The organism is Pseudonocardia sp. McavD-2-B (genome assembly GCF_024124365.1).
GTDB classification, from domain to species: Bacteria; Actinomycetota; Actinomycetes; order Mycobacteriales; family Pseudonocardiaceae; genus Pseudonocardia; species Pseudonocardia alni.
In genome coordinates this window covers 1-18,368 of sequence record NZ_JAMXSG010000037.1, presented here as the reverse complement: position 1 = coordinate 18,368, position 18,368 = coordinate 1, and the positions used below count along the sequence as shown (strand labels likewise).

The following is an 18,368-nucleotide window of genomic DNA, read 5'->3' as shown; positions in this document are numbered from 1 at the left end:
CCCGGTCACGGGGACGTCAGTGCAGCAGCACGTCGGCGGGGCTGCGGCGCGGTGTCTCCGGCAGCTCGGCGTCGTCCTGGGGCCGGCCGACGCGCAGCAGCAGCTGCGGGTGGTCGGTGGTGCGCAGGACCTGCCGGGCAAGGTCCGCCCGGGTCCGCGAGGTCTCCAGCACCCGCGAGAGCGGGCAGGTCGAGAGACCGAGTGCGGTGGCGGCGAGCAGCACGACCCCGGCCGCCTCCCCGGCGGCGAGCCGGGCCGGGTCGTCGTCGGCGTGGGTGGTCAGCACCATGATCGTGGCCTCGTCGCGGACGGCGGCCCGGGCCGGCAGCGAGCCGCCCGGGAAGCGCACGCCCAGGTCGGGGCCCGGCCGCCACGGGGCGCCGCGGGGGAGCGACCCGGCCGGGACACCGTCGTGGGAACCCGGGTAGCGGTGGGTCCAGACCAGCAGCTCGGCGGCCTGGCCGGGGCGGGCACGGATCTCCCGCGCGGCCGTGTCCTCCAGCGCGGCGAGGTGCTCGCGGGCGACCGCGTCGGTCACGGTGTGCAGGGTGGTGCCGTAGCGCGCCGCGTGCTCGCCGAGGACCGCGCGCGCGTGCCGCGAGGCCACGCCCTCGCGGAAGGGCCGCCGGTCGGTGCGCCGGTGCGGGATCGCCCGGGCCAGCGCCGCGACGGTGTGGTCGGCGGGGTCCGGGGCCGCCCCGGTGAGCCGGACCGTCGCCAGGTGGTTCCGGTCCCCGGTCGGGAACCGGACGACCTCGTGGCCCGCCCCCAGCGCGGCGAGCGCGACGTGCAGGAAGCCCAGCGCGGACCCGCAGCTGACCAGCAGGTCGCGCCGGTCGGGGTCGGTGTAGGGCAGTCGTCGGTCGGGGTCGGCGTGCAGCTCCAGCCGGTCGGTCGTGACCCGCCAGCGCCACGGCTGGGTGTTGTGCACCGAGGGCGCGCGCACCGCCGCCGCGAGCGCACGCCGTAACACCTCCGGTCCGGCCGGCGACGCCGTCACCGCGACACCGCCGCGGCGGCGGGCCCGACCGCCCTCTCCCGCCCGCCGTGTGTCCGGGCGGTGTGCAGCCGCACCGGGAGCTCCAGATCCGGCGCCGGCACCGGGTGGGGGTGCCCGTCCCCGGCGGGCGCGGCGTCGACCATCCACAGCGGACGGACCCGCAGCACGGTCGCGTGCCGGTGCAGGAACCGGCTCGCGGCGGCGCGGGCCCACGGCCTGCCCCACGCCCCGACGAGCACGACCCCGGCGACCCCGGCGAGCGTGTCCGCGTCGCCCGCCCGGACGAGGAGTGGTCGCAGCCCTTGCCCCGCCAGCTCGCCACCGATCGCGGCCGCGGTGTCCAGCGACCGACGGTCGGCACCGGCCAGCGCGACCATCACCGTGAACTGTTCGCGCACCCCGGCCTCGACCATGGTGACCTCCTCCGTCGTCCCCGATCCGATGCTCCGCCGGGCACCGGGTGCAGGGCAGGGCCGGGCGGCACGCCCGGCCCTGCCGAAGGTCCCGCACTACGACTTCGGTCGGAGGCCGTGGCCGTTCGATCGATGTGCGGAGCCGGACGGCGTTCCTAGCGTCCGTCCCGACCGCGACGAGGGGACGGGAACGATGCGAGGACGACGGAGCCTCCTACGGGCGACGGTGCCGGCGCTGCTGGCCGGGCTGGCGGGTGCGGCGGTCGCCGCACCCGCGGGGGCGGCGGAACCCGCGGCGGGGCCGGAGTGGGGCCCCTGCCCCGCGGACGTGGTGGCGCCGCTGGTGGCGCTGCAGTGCACGCGGATCCCGGTGCCGCTGGACCACGGCAGCCCCGACGGCCCGCAGATCACGATCACGGTGTCGCGGCTGGCGAGCACGAAGCCGGAGAAGCGCCGCGGGATCCTGATCCTGAACCCCGGGGGGCCGGGCGGGTCCGGGCTGGCGTTCGCGAACGACCTGATGAAGCGCGGTCTGCCGGCGAGCGTGCAGGACAGCTACGACATCATCGGGTTCGACACCCGCGGGGTCGGCCACTCGGACCCGGTGAGCTGCGGATTCACCACCGACCAGGACTACATCGGCAACATCCCGCCGTACGCCGCCGACGACGCGGCGGTCCTGCGGACGGCCGAGGTCGCGCGGGAGGTGGCGCAGCGGTGCGCGGCGAACGACCGCAACGGGCACCTGCGGCACGTCACGACCGCCAACGTCGCCCGGGACATGGACCGCATCCGGGCCGCGCTCGGCGAGGAGAAGGCGAGCTTCCTCGGCTTCTCCTACGGGTCGGCGCTCGGGGCGGCCTACGCCTCCCTGTTCCCCGACCGCTCCGACCGCGTCGTACTCGACAGCAACGTCGGTGACACCCACCTCGACCCCGACGGCATCCGCCGCTACGCACTCGGCGCCGAGGAGACCTTCGGGGACTTCGCCCGCTGGGCCGCCGACCGGCACGGCACCTACGGGCTGGGCGCCACCCCGGAGGAGGTGCGGCAGACCTATCTCCGGCTCGCCGCGCGGCTCGACGACCGGCCGTCGGGCGGGGTCGACGGCCGGATGTTCCGGGCGGCCACCTTCGTCGGTCTGTACGGCCCGACGCTCTACGGCAGCACCGCCGCGGCCTGGCAGTCGTTGCTGTCCGGCGACGCGCCGCCCGCCCCGGCACCGCCCGCGGGCCCGTCGCCGCAGGACAACGCGTACTCGGCGTTCCTCGCCACCACCTGCAACGACGTCGCCTGGCCGCGGGACGTCGCGGTCTACCAGCGGGCGGTGGCGCAGGACCGCGAGCGGTTCCCCGTGTACGGCGCGGCGGGCGCGAACGTGCTGCCCTGCGCCTTCTGGCCGTACGAGCCCGCCGAGCCGCCGGTCGCTGTGCTCGACGAGGGCCCGGCGACCGTGCTGGTCGTGCAGAACCGCCACGACCCGGTGACCCCGCTGCGCGGCGGTGAGCTCCTCCGGGGAAAGTTCGGCGACCGGGCCCGGCTCGTCGTCGAGAACGGGAGCGGCCACGGCGTCTACGCCGGCGTCGGGGACACCCCGTGCGCGCTGGGGGTCACGACGTCGTACCTGGTGGACGGGACACTCCCGCCCGACGACGTGGTCTGCCGCTGACCCGCTCGCGACGGCTCGGCAGGCAGCTGTGTGCCGGGCCGCCGGGGCCCTCACCCCAGGAGCGTGAGCAGCCCGGAGAGCTCCAGCGCGTGCCGCGCCGGGCCCGGCGGCACCTCGACCCGCAGCCGGTGCCCGCGGGCGCCCGCCCGGTCGGCGGCCTCGGCGAGCAGGGCGGCGCCGTTGCTCGCGACGTAGGTCGGTCCGTCGAGGACGAGGAGCACCGGCCCGGCGGCGACCAGCTCCAGGAGCCGGTCGCGGATCTCGGCGGCCCCGGCGAGGTCGAGGTCGCCGGCCAGGGTGAGGCGGCGGGCGTCGCCGCTGCGGCCGTCGTCGTGCAGCTCGGTGCGCCGGCGTCCGGGGGAGGGCCGTACGGGCGGCGCGGGCTGCTGCGCCACGGCGGGCGTGCGCGGGTCCGGGGTGATCTGCATGCGCACCACGGTGCCCCCGCCCGCCGTGTCGATCTCGGCGGTGGTGGCGATGGCGCGGATCATCTGCAGGCCGCGCCCGCGGTAGCCGGGGTCGGGCGGCGGCGGCCGCCAGCGGCCGGTGTCGGCGACCCGGGCCCGGACACCGTCGTGCGGGGTGTACCCGAGACGCAGGTGCACCTCACCGGGCGGGTCGAACTCGGCGTAGCCGTGCTCGACGCTGTTGGCGGCGGCCTCGTCGATCGCGCGGACCAGGTCGTCGCCGAGGTCCTCGCCCAGGCCCACGTGGCCGGCCCAGCGCCGGACCCGGCGGCGCATCGCCGGCAGCTCCCGGGCGGACCCGGGGACGGTGAGGTCGATGTCGGGCGGGAGGACGCGGACGCAGACCAGCGCGGCGTCGTCGGTGTGGGCGGCCCCGGCCAGGGCCCGGCCGACGATCTGGTCGGCGAACTGCTCGGGCGGCAGCCCCGCGACCTCGGCGGCGATCCGGGCCAGCCGGTCCAGCCCCTCGTCGACGACCTCGCCGCGGCGCTCGACGAGACCGTCGGTGTAGAGGACCAGCGTCTGCCCGGCCGCGATCGGGGCGACACCCTCGCCGAGGGGCGGCCGGCCGCGGACGCCGAGGACGGGGTTGTGGCCGCCCGCGAGGTAACGGCTGCCGTTCTCGTCGACGACCAGCACGGGCAGGTGCCCGGCCCGCGCCCAGCGCAGCTCCCCGCGGCCGGGGTCGACGACCACGCAGGCCGCCGTCGAGTAGCGGGCACCGGGGATCCAGGTCGCGAACTCGTCCAGCAGCTCCAGCGCGGCCGCGGGGTCGCGGCCCTGCCGGACGGCCCCGGAGAGCACGGTGCGCAGCTGGGCCATCACCGCGGCCGCCGCGACGCCTTGTCCGACGACGTCCCCCACCGACAGCCCGACCCGCCCGCCGCCGAGGTCGACGACGTCGTACCAGTCGCCGCCGGCCTCGGTGCCCGCGGCGCCGGCCTGGTAGCGCACCGCGATCTCCACGGTGTCGAGGTCGGGCAGGCGGGTGGGCAGCAGCGTGCGCTGCAGGGTGTGGGCGACCTCCCGCTCGGCGCGGTAGAGCCGGGCGCGTTCGAGCGCCTGCGCGGCCGGGTCGGTCAGGGCGAGCAGGGTGGCTCGCTCGTTCGGGGTGAGCGGGCGCGGCGTCCCGAACGCGACCGCGATGACGCCGACGGTGCGGGAGGCGGTGACCAGCGGGAGGGTGAAGACGGTCGCGTGGCCGAGGCCGTCGAGCAGGGTGGCGGTCTCCGGGTGGCGCTCCCGCCAGTCGGTGCCCGGTTCCAGCCACAGCGCGCGGGCCTGGCGGGCGGTCACCGCCGCCGGCACCGGCGAGGTCAGCGGCACCTCGCGCCACGCCTGCGGGTCGGCGACGCCGTGCAGGGCCAGTGCCCGCAGCTGCTGCCCGGCCGGGTCGAGCTCGTAGACCGCGATCCGGCAGGTGCCGAGCAGCGCCGTCAGGTGGGTGACGACGGTCCGGGCGACCTCGGTCGGGTCGGCGGCGGCCGACAGCTGCGCGGTGGCCCGCTGCAGCAGCGCCAGCCGGTCGGCGTTGGCCCGCTCGTCGGCGAGCAGCAGCGCGTTGTCGAGCGCGAGCGCGGCCCGGTCGGCGAGCTCGGTGACGAGCTCGATGTCGTCCGCGGTGTACGGCGTGGTCCGCGGGCCCCGGACCAGCACCAGGACGGCCAGCGTCCGGCCGCGCGCGGACAGCGGCACCCCGACCGCGGAGCGTGCGGGGATCGAGGAGCCGGGGACCATCGCGCCGGGGGCGGTGTCGTCCCACAGGACGGCGGTGCCGGTGTCGAGGACCCGGAGGCCGAACGAGGTCTCGGCGGAGCGCTCGTCGAGCGCCTCCTCGGTCGCGGCGTCCGGACCGTACCGGGCGACGCGGACGAGCCGCCCGGCGTCGTCGACGCGGCGGACCGTGCACACGTCGGCCAGCCGGGTCTCGACGAGCAGCGCGGTCAGCCGCCGCAGCCGGTCGTCGACGCCGTCGGAGCCGTCCAGCTCCCGGCTGAGCCGGGCGAGCAGCGTCTGGCGTTCGGACTCGCGGTACCGGGCGTTGATGTCGGTGCCGCTGCCCACCCAGCCGGTGACCGTCCCGTCGGTACCGGTGTGCAGCGGGACGGCGTGCTCGAGGATCCAGCGGAAGGCGCCGTCGGCGCGGCGGAGCCGGTACTCGATCTGCCAGCCCGTCCCGGATACGAGCGCCGGGGTCACGCGGTCGCGGTAGCGCTGCCGGTCCTGGGGGTGCAGCCCGTCGGTCCAGCCGTCGCCGAGGTCCGCGGGGACCTCCCGGCCGGTGAACTCCTGCCAGCCGGAGTTGACGTAGGTCCGCGCGCCGTCCGGGTCCGCGACCCAGATCAGGGCCGGGGCCAGATCGGCCATGGCGGTGAACCGGGCCTCGGCGTCGCGGCGGACCCGCCCCAGCTTCAGGTGGGCGTTGACCCGGGCCACGAGCTCGGCCGCGGAGAAGGGCTTCACCAGGTAGTCGTCCGCGCCGGCGCCGAGGCCCTCGATCGCGGCCTCCTCACCGGCCCGGGCGGAGAGCAGCAGGACGGGCACCCCGGCGGTACGACGGTCGCCGCGCAGCGCCGCCAGCAGCTCCATGCCGTCGAGGACCGGCATCATGATGTCGGTGACGACCAGGTCCGGCGGGCGCTCCCGGGCCGCGGTCAGCGCGGACTTCCCGTCCTCGACGAGCTGGACCTCGTAGCGGTCGGCCAGCAGCCGCTGCAGGTACTCGCGCATGTCGGCGTTGTCGTCGGCGACGAGGATCCGGCCCGCGGAGACCGGTGCGTCCGCCCCCTCCCCGACGACGGGTGCCGGCGCCGGTGACGGGCCGGGCAGCCAGCGCAGCGCCTCGCCGACGAACGCCTCCGAGGTCGCGGTCGGTGCGCCGCCCGACGCCGTGTCGGCGACGCGGTCCGGGTCGAGGTGGGCGGTGCCGGTCGGGATCCGGACGGTGAACGTGGTGCCCGCGCCCGCGGTGCTCGCCGCGGTGATCGTCCCCCCGTGCAGGGTGACCAGCTCGCGGGTCATGGCGAGCCCGATGCCCGACCCCTCGGTCGAGCGGGCGCGGGCGCCGGCGATGCGGTGGAACCGCTCGAACAGCCGGGGCAGCTCCTCGGCCGCGATCCCGGCCCCGGTGTCGGCGACGGTCAGCTCGACCGCGTCGTCGCCGTCGGCGCGCAGGGCGACCGCGACGCGGCCGTCCAGGGTGAACTTCAGCGCGTTGGACAGCAGGTTGAGGACGACCTTCTCCCAGGACTCCCGGTCGACGTGGACCGGCCCGGGCAGCGGCGGGCAGTCCACCGTGTAGTCCAGCCCGGCGCGCTCCATCGCCGACCGGAACAGGCTGGTCAGCTCGGTGGTGAAGGCGGCGAGGTCGGTCGGCTCGAACGTGGCGCGCAGCCGTCCGGCCTGCAGCCGGGAGAAGTCGAGCAGCGTGGTGACCAGCCGCCCGAGGCGCAGCGCGTTGCGGTGCACGACGTCGAGCTCCGCGGCGAGCCGGTCGGGTCCCGGCGGGTCGTCGCGCAGCCGCTCGACCGGTCCCATGATCAGCGTCAGGGGCGTGCGGAACTCGTGGCTGACGTTGGAGAAGAAGTCGGTCTTGGCGCGGTCGAGCTCGGCGAGCGCCTCGGCCCGCTCGCGCTCGGCCTCGTAGGCACCCGCGGCGACCAGCGCGGCCCCGATCTGGCCCGCCAGGAGGTCGACGAAGGCCCGGTAGCGCTCGTCGAAGGTCCGGAACGGGTTCAGCCCGACGACCAGCGCCCCCCGGATCCGGGTCTCGCCCTGCGCCCCGGCGAGCGGGACCAGCACGGCGTGCGACGGCGGCCGGTGCCAGGCGCCGTGGGGCAGGCCCGGCAGGCGGGAGGCCAGGTCCTCGACGACCGCGGTGCCGCCCTCGCGCACCGGGTCGAGCGGCCAGCCGGCCGGGTCGGCACCGGGTGCGTCGGCCGCGATGCCCGTGGAGCCGGCGAGCCGGGTCCCGCCGTCCTCGGTGAACTCGTAGACCAGCCCGAACGGCACGTCCTGCGGGTTGCCGGCCAGCGCGCGCCCGACCGCGGCGTACACCTGCGCCCCGGTGCGGGTCGGCCCCAGGTCGGCGGCGAGGTCGCGCAGGGTCTGCATGCGGCGTTCGCTGAGCACGCGGTCGGTGTTCTCGGTGACCACGCACAGCATCCCGGCGACGGCGCCGTCCTCGTGCAGCGGGCTGTAGGAGAAGGTGTGGTAGGTCTCCTCGGGGTAGCCGCTGCGTTCGAGGAACAGCAGGAGGTCCTCGTCCCAGGTGGCCCCACCGCCGGCGAGCACCGACCCGATCAGCGGGCTGACGTCGTCCCAGACCTCGGCCCACACCTCGCGTGCGGATCGGCCGAGCGCCCACGGGTGCTTGTCGCGCAGCGTGTCGCGCCGGTAGGCGTCGTTGTAGAACATCGTGAGGTCCGGGCCCCACGCCATCCACATCGAGAACCGGGAGTCGAGCAGCATCCGGACGACACTGCGCAGGTCCGGTGACCAGCGCTCGGGCGGGCCGAGCGGGTGGGAGGACCAGTCGTGGGCCGCCATCGCGGCGTGGACGAGGTCGGACCGCGTGCCCTCGACCGCGTCGTCGTCGCCGCGCACGAACCACCTCCTCGGCCCCGTCGGGCGGTCGTGGGAAATCTAGCCGACCCCGTCCGGACGTGCGCCACTCATCTCCGCGGCGCGACAGCATCTGCGACATTGTCGTCCAGCCCGCGGCCCGGCCGAGATCCGCGGAGCCGTCCGGCCGCCGCCGACCTGCGGCTCCACCACGAGGTGACCGTGGCCGAGGGGACGACACCGAGTTCGACCACGTCGGGTGTCACGACCGGACGGGGTTGCTGCGGGCGGTGGGGGCGTAGCGACCGGGCCCCGGGTCGGACGAGCAACCCCCACCTTGCCGCCGTCGCCGAGACCGGCCGTGGAGAGCTGCAGCCGTGGCAGCGGGTCCAGGGAGGCGGCGAGGTCGGAGCCGAGCAGCGTGAGCAGGGCGTCGTCGTCGGGCCAGGGCACGGTGGCAGCCCCGCACGGGGTCCCACACCGACAGCGCGACGCACTCCGACGACACCAGCGCCGCCAGCCCCTCGAGCACGAACGCGGCCGAGCCCGGGGTCCGGCCACCGTTGCGGCGGAGGAAGGCGTCCAGCTCGTGTGCGGTGGCCGGCGCGGTCATGCCCCAGCACGCTCACGGGCGGGCGGGACCCGTCGATCGACCGATCCCCGCAGCAGGTCGCCCGCCTACGGTTCGCCCACCCCACGGCAGGAGGAACCATGGAACCGCGCGAGTACGCCGACCTCGACGCCACCGCCCTCGCAGCACTGATCCGCGACGGCGAGGTGACCGCCGAGGAGGTCGCTCGGACCGCGACCGAGGCACTCGCCGCCGTCCAGCCCGCGGTGAACGGGCTCGTCGACGTGCCGTTCGACAGCCCGCTCGACCACGCGGCGGACGGGCCGTTCGCCGACGCCCGCCCACGACCACCTCGGTAGGAGCGCCTCCGTGGCGACCGAGCGGTCGTGGACGCGCCCGCCGGGACGCTGCCTGACCGGCTGGTGGACCGGCGTCGACGCCGGGGCCGGTCCCGCGTGCCGGACCCGCCAACCTGGGGGCTGCCGGGCGCCCTCGGTAGGCTCGGGGTCATGTCCGGAGCGACCGTGAACGACCCCATCGCCGAGCTCATCGCGTGCCGGGACTGCGGCCAGGACTGCCTGCTGCAGGTCGCGGACCTCTGCGCCGACTGCATCGCCCGGATCGGGACCGCCGCCGACGACGCCGACTACCGCGCCTGGCGGACGGAGAACGAGCGCCGCGTGGTCACCGGGGAGCTGACCGGCGCGATCTGACCGGCCGGTCGGCGGACCGCGCTCACTCCCCGGTCGGTGCCGCGGTCGCCCGTGCCGCCGGGTTCCCGGGAATCGACCGGAATGCGCGTGTCACCGGTCGTAGTCGATGGTCACCTCGTCGGTGGTGGGCCGGGACTGGCAGGTGAGGATCGCGCCGCAGGCCACCTCGTCGTCGGTGAGGGCGTAGTTCTGCTGCATGTGCACCGCGCCGGTGACGATCTGCGCGCGGCAGGTGCCGCAGATGCCGCCCGCGCACAGGTACGGGGCCTCGACCCCGGCCTCGAGTGCGGTCTCCAGCAGCGACGCGGTGCCCCGGCTCCGGGTGACGGTCTCCCGCCCGCCGCGGCGCACGGTGACCACGGCCGGACGGGTGGGGACGGCGTCGCCGTCGTCGCCGGAGGGGGCGACGAAGAACTCCCGGTGGACCCGGTCACGGGTGACACCGTGGGCGTCGAGGACGCCGACGAGCTCGTCGAGCATCGGCGGCGGCCCGCAGAGGAACCAGTCCGCGTCGTCCACCGGCAGCGCGGTGAGGTGCTCGGCGAACCGGTCCGCGCCGAGGCGGCCCGGGACGACGGTGCGCGTCGTGCCGTCCGGTGCGGACCCGTCGGCGGATCCGGCGGCACCGGACCGCGAGTGGTGGTGCACGACGGTGAGCCGCCCCCCGGAGCGACGGACGAGTTCGTCGAGCTCGTCGGCGAACATCGTGTGCTCGGTGTCGCGGTTGGCGTAGAGCAGGACGGCGCGGCGGTCGGGGTCCTCGTCGAGGGCGGCGGTGAGGATCGCGATGACCGGGGTGATGCCGCTGCCCGCGGCGACCGCGGCGACGGTGCGGCCCCCGCGGGGGCCGGCGGGCAGGACGAACTGCCCCGAGGGCGGCGTGACCTCGAGGGTGTCGCCGACGGCGAGCGCGGAGCCCGCCCACGTCGAGAACCGTCCGCCGTCGACGCGGCGCACGGCGATGCGCAGCGCCGACCCGTCGGTGGAGCAGATCGAGTAGTTGCGCCGCACGAGCTCGCCGTCGATCCGCGCGCCCACGGTGACATGGCGGCCGGGGCGGTGGGCGAACACGTCGCGCAGCTCGCCGGGCACCTCCAGGGTGACCGCGACCGCGTCCGGGGTGAGCCGGTCCACCGCGGTCACGCGCAGCGGGTGCGGGCGGGTCGGGAGGTCGGCGTCGCGGTCGGTGTGGGAGGTCAGCCGTCGCCACGCCCGGTACTCGGCGGGGGACAGGTCCGAGCCGAGGACCGTCGTGATCGGGACCGGGCGGTCGAGCCAGTCCGACATCGCCCGGCGCCACACGTCCTGGTAGCGGTAGAACGGGACGGTCGGGTGGATGTGGTGGACCAGGTGGTAGTTCTGGCCGAGCATCAACGGGGTGACCAGGCGTTCCCAGCCGACCCGCATGCGGGTCGCGGCGAACCGGTCGGACCGGGCGGTCTCCCCGAGGTCGTGGTGGGGCAGCCAGTCGAACCACCAGGCGAGCAGCGCGATGCCCAGCCGCTGCGGGATCAGGTAGATCACCAGCAGCTCCCAGCCGTGGCCGGTCACCGCCGTCGCGACGAACGCGGAGACCACGACGAGGAACACCACGGCCTGCTCGACGAGCTCGGCCCGCGGCCTGCTCGGGATCCGGGGCAGGTAGAAGCGCACGTACCAGAGGTCGATGGTCATCCAGCGCAGTGGCCAGCTCCACGCCGGGCCCGACTCGGTCCACGCGTCGGGGTCGCGGGAGGTGTCCTCGTTGGTGTTGCGGTGGTGCTCGATGTGCAGGTAACGCAGCATCGGGAACGCGGCCCAGGCCACCACGAACAGCATCGACAGCCGGCCGAGCACCTCGTTGACCCACCGCAGGCGTCCGCCCGCGAGGTGGACGGTCTCGTGCAGCACCGTGAACATCGCGAACGTGACCAGGGCGTGCACCGGCACCGTGACCAGGTAGCGCCACGGGTCGGTCCCGGTCAGGACCAGGGCGGTCGCCCCCACCCAGGCCGCGAGCGAGCCCAGGAACAACGCCAGGGTCGGCAGTGCGACGACGGGGAGCGTGATCCCCGGGGTGGGTACGGGCCGCCCGGGGTCCGCGGGCCGGTCGCCGCCGGCTCCCTCGCGTGTGGTTCCCGCCGCCGTGCTCATGGCTGCCTCCTGACCGGACGGAGCGCGGTCGTCGTCGACCGCCCGTAGGAATAGTTGACAATCACGGGTCATCTGTCAACAGATCAGTCATCGGTGGTCGCTCTGTACAGTGCAGGGGTGGCGGGCTCGGGTGCGTTCCGGCGGGAGCGGCGGGAGGTTCTCCGCACGCGGCTCCTCGACGCCGCGCGGGACATCACGACGGAGTCGGGGTGGTCGTCGCTGACGATGAGCGCCGTCGCCGGGCGTGCGGGAATCAGCCGCCAGCACCTCTACAACGAGATCGGCACCAAGGCGGAGCTGGGCAGCGCACTGGTCGGTCGCGAGACCGACGGGTTCGTCGCGGTGATGTGCGAACAGATGCGCGCCCACCCCGCGGACGCCGTCGCCGGCGTGGTGGCCGCGGTCCGCGACGTGCTGGAGTACGGGGCGCGCAACGCGCTCCTGACGTCGATCCTCACCGTCGACGAGGGCGTGGGGGAGAGCCTGCTCCCGCTGGTGACGGCCCGGCCCGACGTGGTGCGCGACCGGGCGGCGACGGCGCTGCTGCGCGAGATCTCCGCGCTCCACCCGGCCCTGGCCGGGGTCGCGGACCTGCCCCGGCTCGTCGACGGTGTGGTGCGGCTGGTGGTCAGCCACGCCACGTCACCGGGGGACTCCACCGAGCCGGCGGTCGCGCAGGCCGGGTGGCTGCTCCGCGGCTTCCTCGGCGGCGCCGCCGGGCCGGGCGGGACCGGGGTCAGCCCCGGCTGAGGACGTCGAACCCGGTCGTGACGACGCCGTCGCCGACGCAGCGCTGGATGTGCGGCCGCGCGACGCCGATCGCTGCGACGCCGGGCACCGAGCCGCCCGCACCGAGCAGCGCCCGCCCGGCGGCCCGCAGAACCGCTGCGCCCCCGCGCCGGTGCCCGTCGCGGGACGGGACCACCGACAGGCACACGCGCTGGCACACCGTGCCGTCGGCCGCGGCGCGGGGAGGCGACCAGGTCAGGGCCAGCACGTCCTCGGTCGCGCGGGCAGGCACGGCGTACGACCCGCCGATCCCCGGCAGCGCGACAACGCTCGCGAAGGTGACACCGGACCGGGTGAGGGCCGGGTCGCCGGCGAGAAGAAGCAGGGTCTGGTCGCGGGCGAACTCGGCGGGTCCGACGAGCTGCAGATCCGGCTGGATCATCGGGCCTCCGGGGACGATCGTCGCTGTGTCCCCGACGCTAGGACGCCCCACCTCAGCCCGCGGACAGCCCTGGGGAAGCCGACGGTAAAAACGGGCCGGGCTCAGCCGAGCAGGTGCTCGCCGAACCGGTCCCGGGCCGGGTGCCCGGAGGCGGTGAAGCCGTCGGCGTCGGCGTCGGCGTGGCCGCCGGGGCGCCCGTCACCGGGTCCGGGCGCCCCGGCGGGGCTCAGGCGTGGATGTCCGACGGGTGCGTGGCCAGCGGGGTCACCTGCATCGTCATGTACGGGAACAGCGGCAGGCCCCACAGGATCTCGTGGAGCTGCTCGTTGTCGCGCACCTCGAAGATCGAGAGGTTGGCGTACTCGCCGACGCAGCGCCAGATGCTCACCCACTCACCCGACCGCTGCCACTGCTGGGACCAGGCCTTCTCCCGGGCCAGCAGGTCGGCTTTGGCGTCGGGGTCCATGTCGGCGGGGAGGTCGACCTCCATCCGGACGGCGAAGCGGGCCATCAGGCGGGGTCCAGCGCGAAGTCGTAGGTGACCTCGTTGCCGGTGCCGCTCGCGGCCGGGCCGGGGTGCAGGATCAAATCGGGCTTGACGGCCTGGGCGACGTCGTCGGCGACGTAGTCCCCGCCGTCGAAGTAGAGCTGGGTGGTGACGGGCTGCTTGCCGGGCGCGGACACCTTGAGGTGCAGGTGCGCGGGCCGCCACGGGTGCCAGCCCGCCGCGTCGATGAACGCGCCGGTCGAGCCGTCGGTCGGGATCTGGTAGGGCGCGGGCTGCATGGTGTGGAACGCGAAGCGCCCGTCGGCGCCGGTGTGGACGACCGCGCGCAGGTTCCACTCGGGGATGCCGGGGGCGAACTGGGAGTAGTAGCCCTCGTCGTCGGCGTGCCAGAGATCGACCGTCGCGCCGGCGACCGGGGCGCCGTCGAGGTCGGTGACGGTGCCCTGGAACAGCAGCGGGGTGCCCTTCTCGTCGGGACGCATCGGCATCGCGGACCCGGACTCGATGACCGGGGCGCCCGGCACGTAGTACGGGCCCTCGATGGTGCCGACGGCGCCGCGGCGGTCGGCGTTGGCGACCTCCTCCACGACGTGCTCGACGAACACGTCGAGGAACAGCGGCCACTCGCCGTCGGCGCCGACCTGGATCAGCCACGCCTTGAGCGCGTCGTACTCGGCGTAGGTCACCTCGTGCTTGCGGATGACCTCGTGCAGGGCCTGCAGGGTGTCGGTGGCGATGGCGGACACCCGGGCCGGGTCGGCGGCGGCGCCGGTGCGCTCCTTCTTCGCGAAGGTGGCGGTGGCGTTCGCGCCGGAGCCGGCGGCGGTGGCGGTCTCGGACATGTCTCTCTCCTGTGGTGGGGCGGTGCTCAGGTGTCGGTGCGGTAGTGGGCGAGCTTGTCGGGGTCGACGTCGACGCCGATCCCGGGCCCGCCGGGGACGCGCAGCTTGCCGCCGGTGATCCGCAGCGGCTCGGTGAGCAGGTCGTCGCTCATGTCGAGGTAGTTCGACAGCTCCCCGGCGCGGGCGCTGGTGTGGCGGTGCGCCGCGCCGAAGGCGACCGTGCAGGCGGTGCCGAGCTGACCGTCGACCTGATTGCCCATGACCACCTCGGTGCCGAGTCCCTCGCACAGGTGCAGCACCCGCTGCGAGCCGGTGAACCCGGTCCGCGCGGTCTTGATGCTGATCATGGTGGCGGCGCCGTCGAGCAACTCGCGGGTCACCTCGCCGGGTCGGGTGGCGGACTCGTCGGCGACGGTCGGGACGGTGGTGCGGGCGGTGAGCCAGCGTCGCCCGAGCACCTGGTCGGCGGGCATGAGCTCCTCGGACAAGGTCAGGCCGAGGTCGGCCATCTCGTCCAGGGCCCGCGCCGCCTCCGACGCGGTCCAGCCGCGGTTGCCGTCGACGTAGAGCTCCACGTCGGGGCCCAGCGCCTCGCGCAGCGCCCGGCAGGCGCCGGTGTCCAGCGCGACGGGGCGGCGGCCGACCTTGACCTTGAAGGTGGTGACGCCGTGCTCGTCGCGCATCCGCTGCGCCTCGGCGACCATCACGTCGTCGGGGGCGAAGCCGACCATGTGCGAGACCCGCATCCGGTCGGTGTATCCGCCGAGCAGCTCGGAGACGCCGACACCGAGCCGGCGCCCGATGACGTCCCAGACGGCCATGTCGATCGCGGCCTTCGCGGTGGGGTTGCCGATCGTCCGGTCCAGGACGGCGTGGATCCGTTCCCGCTCGAACACGCTCAGGCCCACGATCTCCGGGGCGAACACGGTGTCGACCACCGCGCGGATGGAGGCCTGGGTCTCGCCGTAGGTGTAGGGGCGGGGCGGGGCCTCGGCGACGCCGACGACGCCGTCCTCGGCGTGCACCCGCACCAGCACGTGGTCGGCGGTGTGCACCTCGCCGGAGGCGAACCGCAGCGGTTTGCGGTAGGGCACGGCGAACGGGATCGCCTCGACGGCCACGATCTTCACTGCGGTCCTCCGGGGACGGTGGCGGGGCGGGGGTCCAGCTCGTGGGCGCGCTCGGCGAGCACGTCGAGCAGCCGGACGAGGGCGGGGGAGTCGTCGTCGGTGCGCCAGGCCAGGGCCAGGTCGACGCGCAGCTCGCGGTCCAGGTCGGCGTAGACGACGCCCTCGGTGCCCAGGGCGCGCACCGACTCGGGCAGCAACGCGACCCCGGCACCGGCGGCGACGTGGGTGAGCAGGATGGGGGTGTCGCGGGCCTCGGTGCGGCGCCGCGGGAGGAACCCGGAGTCCAGGCAGCCCTGGGTGGCGACCGAGTCGACCACCGACCCGGGGGCGCCGTAGGCGACGAAGTCGTCGCCGCGCAGCTCGGCCAGCGCGACCGTCCCGGCCCCGGCGAGCCGGTGCGTGGCCGGCAGCGCCGCGAGGAGCCGTTCCTGGGCGATCGGGCGGACCGACATCTCCGGGCGCACCACCGGCGGGCGCAGCACGGCGAGGTCGATGCGGCGCTCGTCGAGCGCGTCCTCCTGGGCGGCGGTGAGGAGCCCGGGCAGGAACCGCAGCGAGACGCCCGGCATCCGGCGGGCGGCGACCCGGGCCAGCCGCGGCAGCAGCCGGTAGGCGGCGAGGTCGGTGGCACCCACGGTCACCACGCCCTCGGTGCCCGCGGCGACCTGCTCGACGCGGCGGCGCGCGTCCTCGACGCCGGCGAGGATCCGCCGCGCGTCCTCCAGCAGCGACGTCCCCGCCGGGGTCAGGTCGACCCGGCGGGTGGTGCGCTCGAACAGGGTGGCGCCGACCTGGCTCTCCAGCTGACGGATGGCCTGGGAGAGCGGGGACTGGGCCATGTGCAGCCGCTCGGCGGCGCGGCCGAAGTGCCGCGTCTCCGCGACCGCCACGAAGTAGCGGAGCTGCCGCAGATCCATTCCCGTCACCTCCCTCGCATCCGGCGCGTGATCTGACGGTAGGCGCGCGACTCTGTAGACACAAAGACCGGAAAGGGTCCGATTCAGAGGTGAATCAGCTGAATCCCGGGTCAGGCCGGTACGGGCCGGGTGTCGGCCCGCGCGTCCACGCCGTGGATCCAGGTCAACCACGGGTCCAGCCCGGTCAGCCCCGCGTTGCGGGCGTCGGCCGCCGGGCCGTCGGGCAGGTGCAGCAGTCCGCTGGTGACCAGCGAGCTGCGCTGGATCGACCGGGTCCGCGCCCGGCGCAGCCGCTGGTAGCGGTCGAACACCGCGGTGTGGCCGCCGTCGAGCGCACCGGGGGCGGCGAGCAGGTCGGCGAGCACGGCCGCGTCCTCTATGGACTGGTTCGCGCCCTGACCGTGGTGCGGCAGCAACGTGTGCACGGCGTCGCCGAGCAGGACGACGCGGCCACGGGACCAGCGCGTCATCGGGGGAAGCGTGTACAACGGCCAGCGCGGGGACTGCGGCACCGCCGTCAGCATCTGCACGACACCCGGGGACCAGCCGTCGAAGGCCCGCGCCAGGGTGCCGGGGTCGGTGTCGGTCGGCCCGGTCTCGCCCGTCCACGGGTCGGGGCCCTCCAGCACCGCGAAGAAGTTGATCTGCTCGGCGTGCGGGCCGATCGCGTAGTGCAGCACGTGCGCATCCGGGCCCATCCAGAACTGGATCGCGCCCGGGTCGGGCAGCAGCGGGGCGTCGGCGACGTCGACGATCCCGCGGAAGGCCGACGTCCCGGTGTAGCGGGGGCGGGCCGCGGGGTCGACGACCGAGCGCACCCGGGAGTGCACCCCGTCCGCACCGACGACGACCGAGCCCCGGACGCGCTCCCCGGAGGCGAGGGTGACCGTCCCGTCCGGGTCGACCGCGGTCACCTCGCAGCCGAGCCGCACCATCCCGGCGGGGCAGGCGCCGGCGAGGACCCGCTGGAACTCCGCCCGGTGGATGCCCAGGTAGGGGGCGCCGAAGCGGCGCCGGTAGCTGCCGTCGGAGCCGACCGGGAAGGCGGTCACCCGCTCGTCGTCGCGCCAGCCGCGGTGGATGAGCGCGGTCGGCTGGGCGGACACCTTCTCCAGCTCGCCCAGCAGGCCGAGCTCGTCCAGCGGGCGCAGCCCGTTCGCCGACAGCGCGACGGCGGCGCCGACCTCGCGCAGCTCGGCCGCCCGCTCGAGCACGGTGACCCGGACGCCGCGGGCGTGCAGCGAGAGGGCCAGCGAGAGGCCCCCGATCCCGGCACCGACGATCACCACTGATTCGTCCATGACTCTGATCCTGACACGGATACCGAGGGGGTATCTCTCCACGGATCGTCTCAGTCGGGACCCCTTTCGGCACGACCCGCACGGCCTCACGCGGATCCCGACCTGGCGCCGCTCGACGTCGACGTGCACCTGTGGTGCGTCGGGGTGGGGCCGCCCGGTGGGCGCGTCGACGATGTCGCCCCCGCTGCCGCGCACCGTCACGAACAGCCGGGCCGGCATGACGGTGTTCGCGCCGTGCGGGGCCTCGCGCGGGGTGTCCGAGCCGCCGAGCGCGAGGGCCAGGCCGAGCAGCCCGGTGACGTGCGACGACGACTTATCGTTAGCCCGAATGGATTCGGATCGTCCGGATCTGGTACGGCCAGCATGGCTCTCCTGGTGTAGAAAAAACGTGAGCTGACACGAGGAGCGACCGTGCCGAAGCGGGTGGATCACGAGCAGCGCCGGGGCGAGATCGCCGACGCCGCCTGGCGGCTGATCGCCGAGCGCGGTCCGGACGTGGTCACGCTGCGGGAGGTCAGCGCGGCACTGGGGGTTGCCCACGGGGCGCCGGCGCACTACTTCGCCGGCCGCGCCGCGATCGTGGAGTGCGCGTTCCGGCGGGCTCTCGACGACCTCGACGCCCGGGTGGCGCGGCGTGCGGCCGGGCTGTCCGGGGTGGCGGCGCTGCACGTGTTCTGCGAGGAGGTCATCGCGCACACCGGGACGCCGTTCGCCCGGGTCGCGGCGTCCGGACCCGGGCCGGCCGCGGTCCTCGCGGAGGTGACCGCGCGGTGGCGGACCCGGCTGGCGGCCCGGATCGAGGAGGGCCGGCGGGCGGGCGGGATCGTCGCCCCGGCCCCCGACGGGGTGCTGGTGGAGCAGCTGCTGGCCCTGCTCCACGGGGTGCAGGCACTGGCCGAGCCGGGGTCCGGCGGAGCGGGGACGTCGCCGGGGTCGGGCGGAGCGGGGACGTCGCCGGGGTCGGGCGGCG

15 protein-coding genes are annotated in these 18,368 nt (G+C 75.5%); 5 read left to right on the top strand and 10 right to left on the bottom strand.

Annotated elements, in window-relative coordinates; all coding sequences use genetic code 11:
- Positions 1-16: 16 nt before the first annotated feature.
- Both NH602_RS08130 and NH602_RS08125 read right to left on the bottom strand, forming a co-directional pair.
- Positions 17-1,000 (bottom strand): NAD(P)H nitroreductase, encoded by a 984-nt coding sequence (locus tag NH602_RS08130; RefSeq protein WP_253067470.1) that lies wholly within the window; start codon positions 998-1,000, stop codon positions 17-19.
- Positions 997-1,413, bottom strand: coding sequence for a hypothetical protein (locus tag NH602_RS08125; protein ID WP_253067469.1), 417 nt, complete (start codon positions 1,411-1,413; stop codon positions 997-999). Before NH602_RS08125 ends, NH602_RS08130 begins: the two co-directional genes overlap by 4 nt.
- A gap of 193 nt (positions 1,414-1,606) precedes the next feature.
- Between NH602_RS08125 and NH602_RS08120 the strand changes: the two genes are divergently transcribed.
- Positions 1,607-3,082, top strand: a complete 1,476-nt coding sequence (locus tag NH602_RS08120) for an alpha/beta hydrolase (RefSeq protein ID WP_253067468.1) — start codon at positions 1,607-1,609, stop codon at positions 3,080-3,082.
- A 50-nt stretch (positions 3,083-3,132) separates the two neighbouring features.
- Here NH602_RS08120 and NH602_RS08115 read toward each other — a convergent pair whose 3' ends face one another.
- Complete coding sequence (locus NH602_RS08115; RefSeq protein ID WP_253067467.1) at positions 3,133-8,154, bottom strand: SpoIIE family protein phosphatase; 5,022 nt, start codon at positions 8,152-8,154, stop codon at positions 3,133-3,135.
- A gap of 669 nt (positions 8,155-8,823) precedes the next feature.
- Here NH602_RS08115 and NH602_RS08110 point away from each other — a divergent pair.
- On the top strand, positions 8,824-9,042 hold the full coding sequence (locus NH602_RS08110) for a hypothetical protein (RefSeq protein WP_253067466.1): 219 nt from the start codon (positions 8,824-8,826) through the stop codon (positions 9,040-9,042).
- Positions 9,043-9,192: 150 nt separating this feature from the next.
- Positions 9,193-9,396, top strand: a complete 204-nt coding sequence (locus tag NH602_RS08105; RefSeq protein ID WP_139282678.1) for a hypothetical protein — start codon at positions 9,193-9,195, stop codon at positions 9,394-9,396.
- A gap of 90 nt (positions 9,397-9,486) precedes the next feature.
- On the opposite strand, the gene NH602_RS08100 is transcribed toward NH602_RS08105, so the two are convergent.
- A complete protein-coding gene (locus NH602_RS08100; protein WP_253067465.1) occupies positions 9,487-11,529 on the bottom strand; it encodes a fatty acid desaturase in 2,043 nt (680 codons plus the stop codon).
- Between the two features lie 117 nt (positions 11,530-11,646).
- On the opposite strand from NH602_RS08100, the gene NH602_RS08095 reads away from it, so the two are divergent.
- Positions 11,647-12,279, top strand: a complete 633-nt coding sequence (locus NH602_RS08095; RefSeq protein ID WP_179760402.1) for a TetR/AcrR family transcriptional regulator — start codon at positions 11,647-11,649, stop codon at positions 12,277-12,279.
- Here the strand turns inward: NH602_RS08095 and NH602_RS08090 are convergent.
- From NH602_RS08090 to NH602_RS08065, 6 genes are all read right to left on the bottom strand, one after another.
- On the bottom strand, positions 12,266-12,700 hold the full coding sequence (locus tag NH602_RS08090) for a hypothetical protein (RefSeq protein ID WP_100880197.1): 435 nt from the start codon (positions 12,698-12,700) through the stop codon (positions 12,266-12,268). The genes NH602_RS08095 and NH602_RS08090 overlap by 14 nt on opposite strands.
- Positions 12,701-12,926: 226 nt before the next feature.
- Entirely contained in the window at positions 12,927-13,211 is a 285-nt protein-coding gene (locus NH602_RS08085) for a muconolactone Delta-isomerase family protein (RefSeq protein ID WP_073573973.1), read from the bottom strand.
- A complete protein-coding gene (catA, locus tag NH602_RS08080; protein ID WP_253067464.1) occupies positions 13,211-14,050 on the bottom strand; it encodes a catechol 1,2-dioxygenase in 840 nt (279 codons plus the stop codon). The genes NH602_RS08085 and catA overlap by 1 nt, the downstream gene beginning before the upstream one ends.
- Positions 14,051-14,076: 26 nt before the next feature.
- Complete coding sequence (locus tag NH602_RS08075) at positions 14,077-15,180, bottom strand: mandelate racemase/muconate lactonizing enzyme family protein (protein WP_253067463.1); 1,104 nt, start codon at positions 15,178-15,180, stop codon at positions 14,077-14,079.
- Positions 15,177-16,097, bottom strand: a complete 921-nt coding sequence (locus NH602_RS08070; RefSeq protein WP_062401995.1) for a LysR family transcriptional regulator — start codon at positions 16,095-16,097, stop codon at positions 15,177-15,179. Before NH602_RS08070 ends, NH602_RS08075 begins: the two co-directional genes overlap by 4 nt.
- A gap of 110 nt (positions 16,098-16,207) precedes the next feature.
- Positions 16,208-17,398 carry an FAD-dependent monooxygenase gene (locus NH602_RS08065; protein ID WP_253067462.1) on the bottom strand — a complete coding sequence of 397 codons (1,191 nt, stop codon included), beginning with the start codon at positions 17,396-17,398 and terminating at the stop codon, positions 16,208-16,210.
- A 411-nt stretch (positions 17,399-17,809) separates the two neighbouring features.
- On the opposite strand from NH602_RS08065, the gene NH602_RS08060 reads away from it, so the two are divergent.
- Positions 17,810-18,368: TetR/AcrR family transcriptional regulator (locus tag NH602_RS08060; protein ID WP_253067461.1), on the top strand; the 559-nt coding region annotated here is incomplete at its 3' end.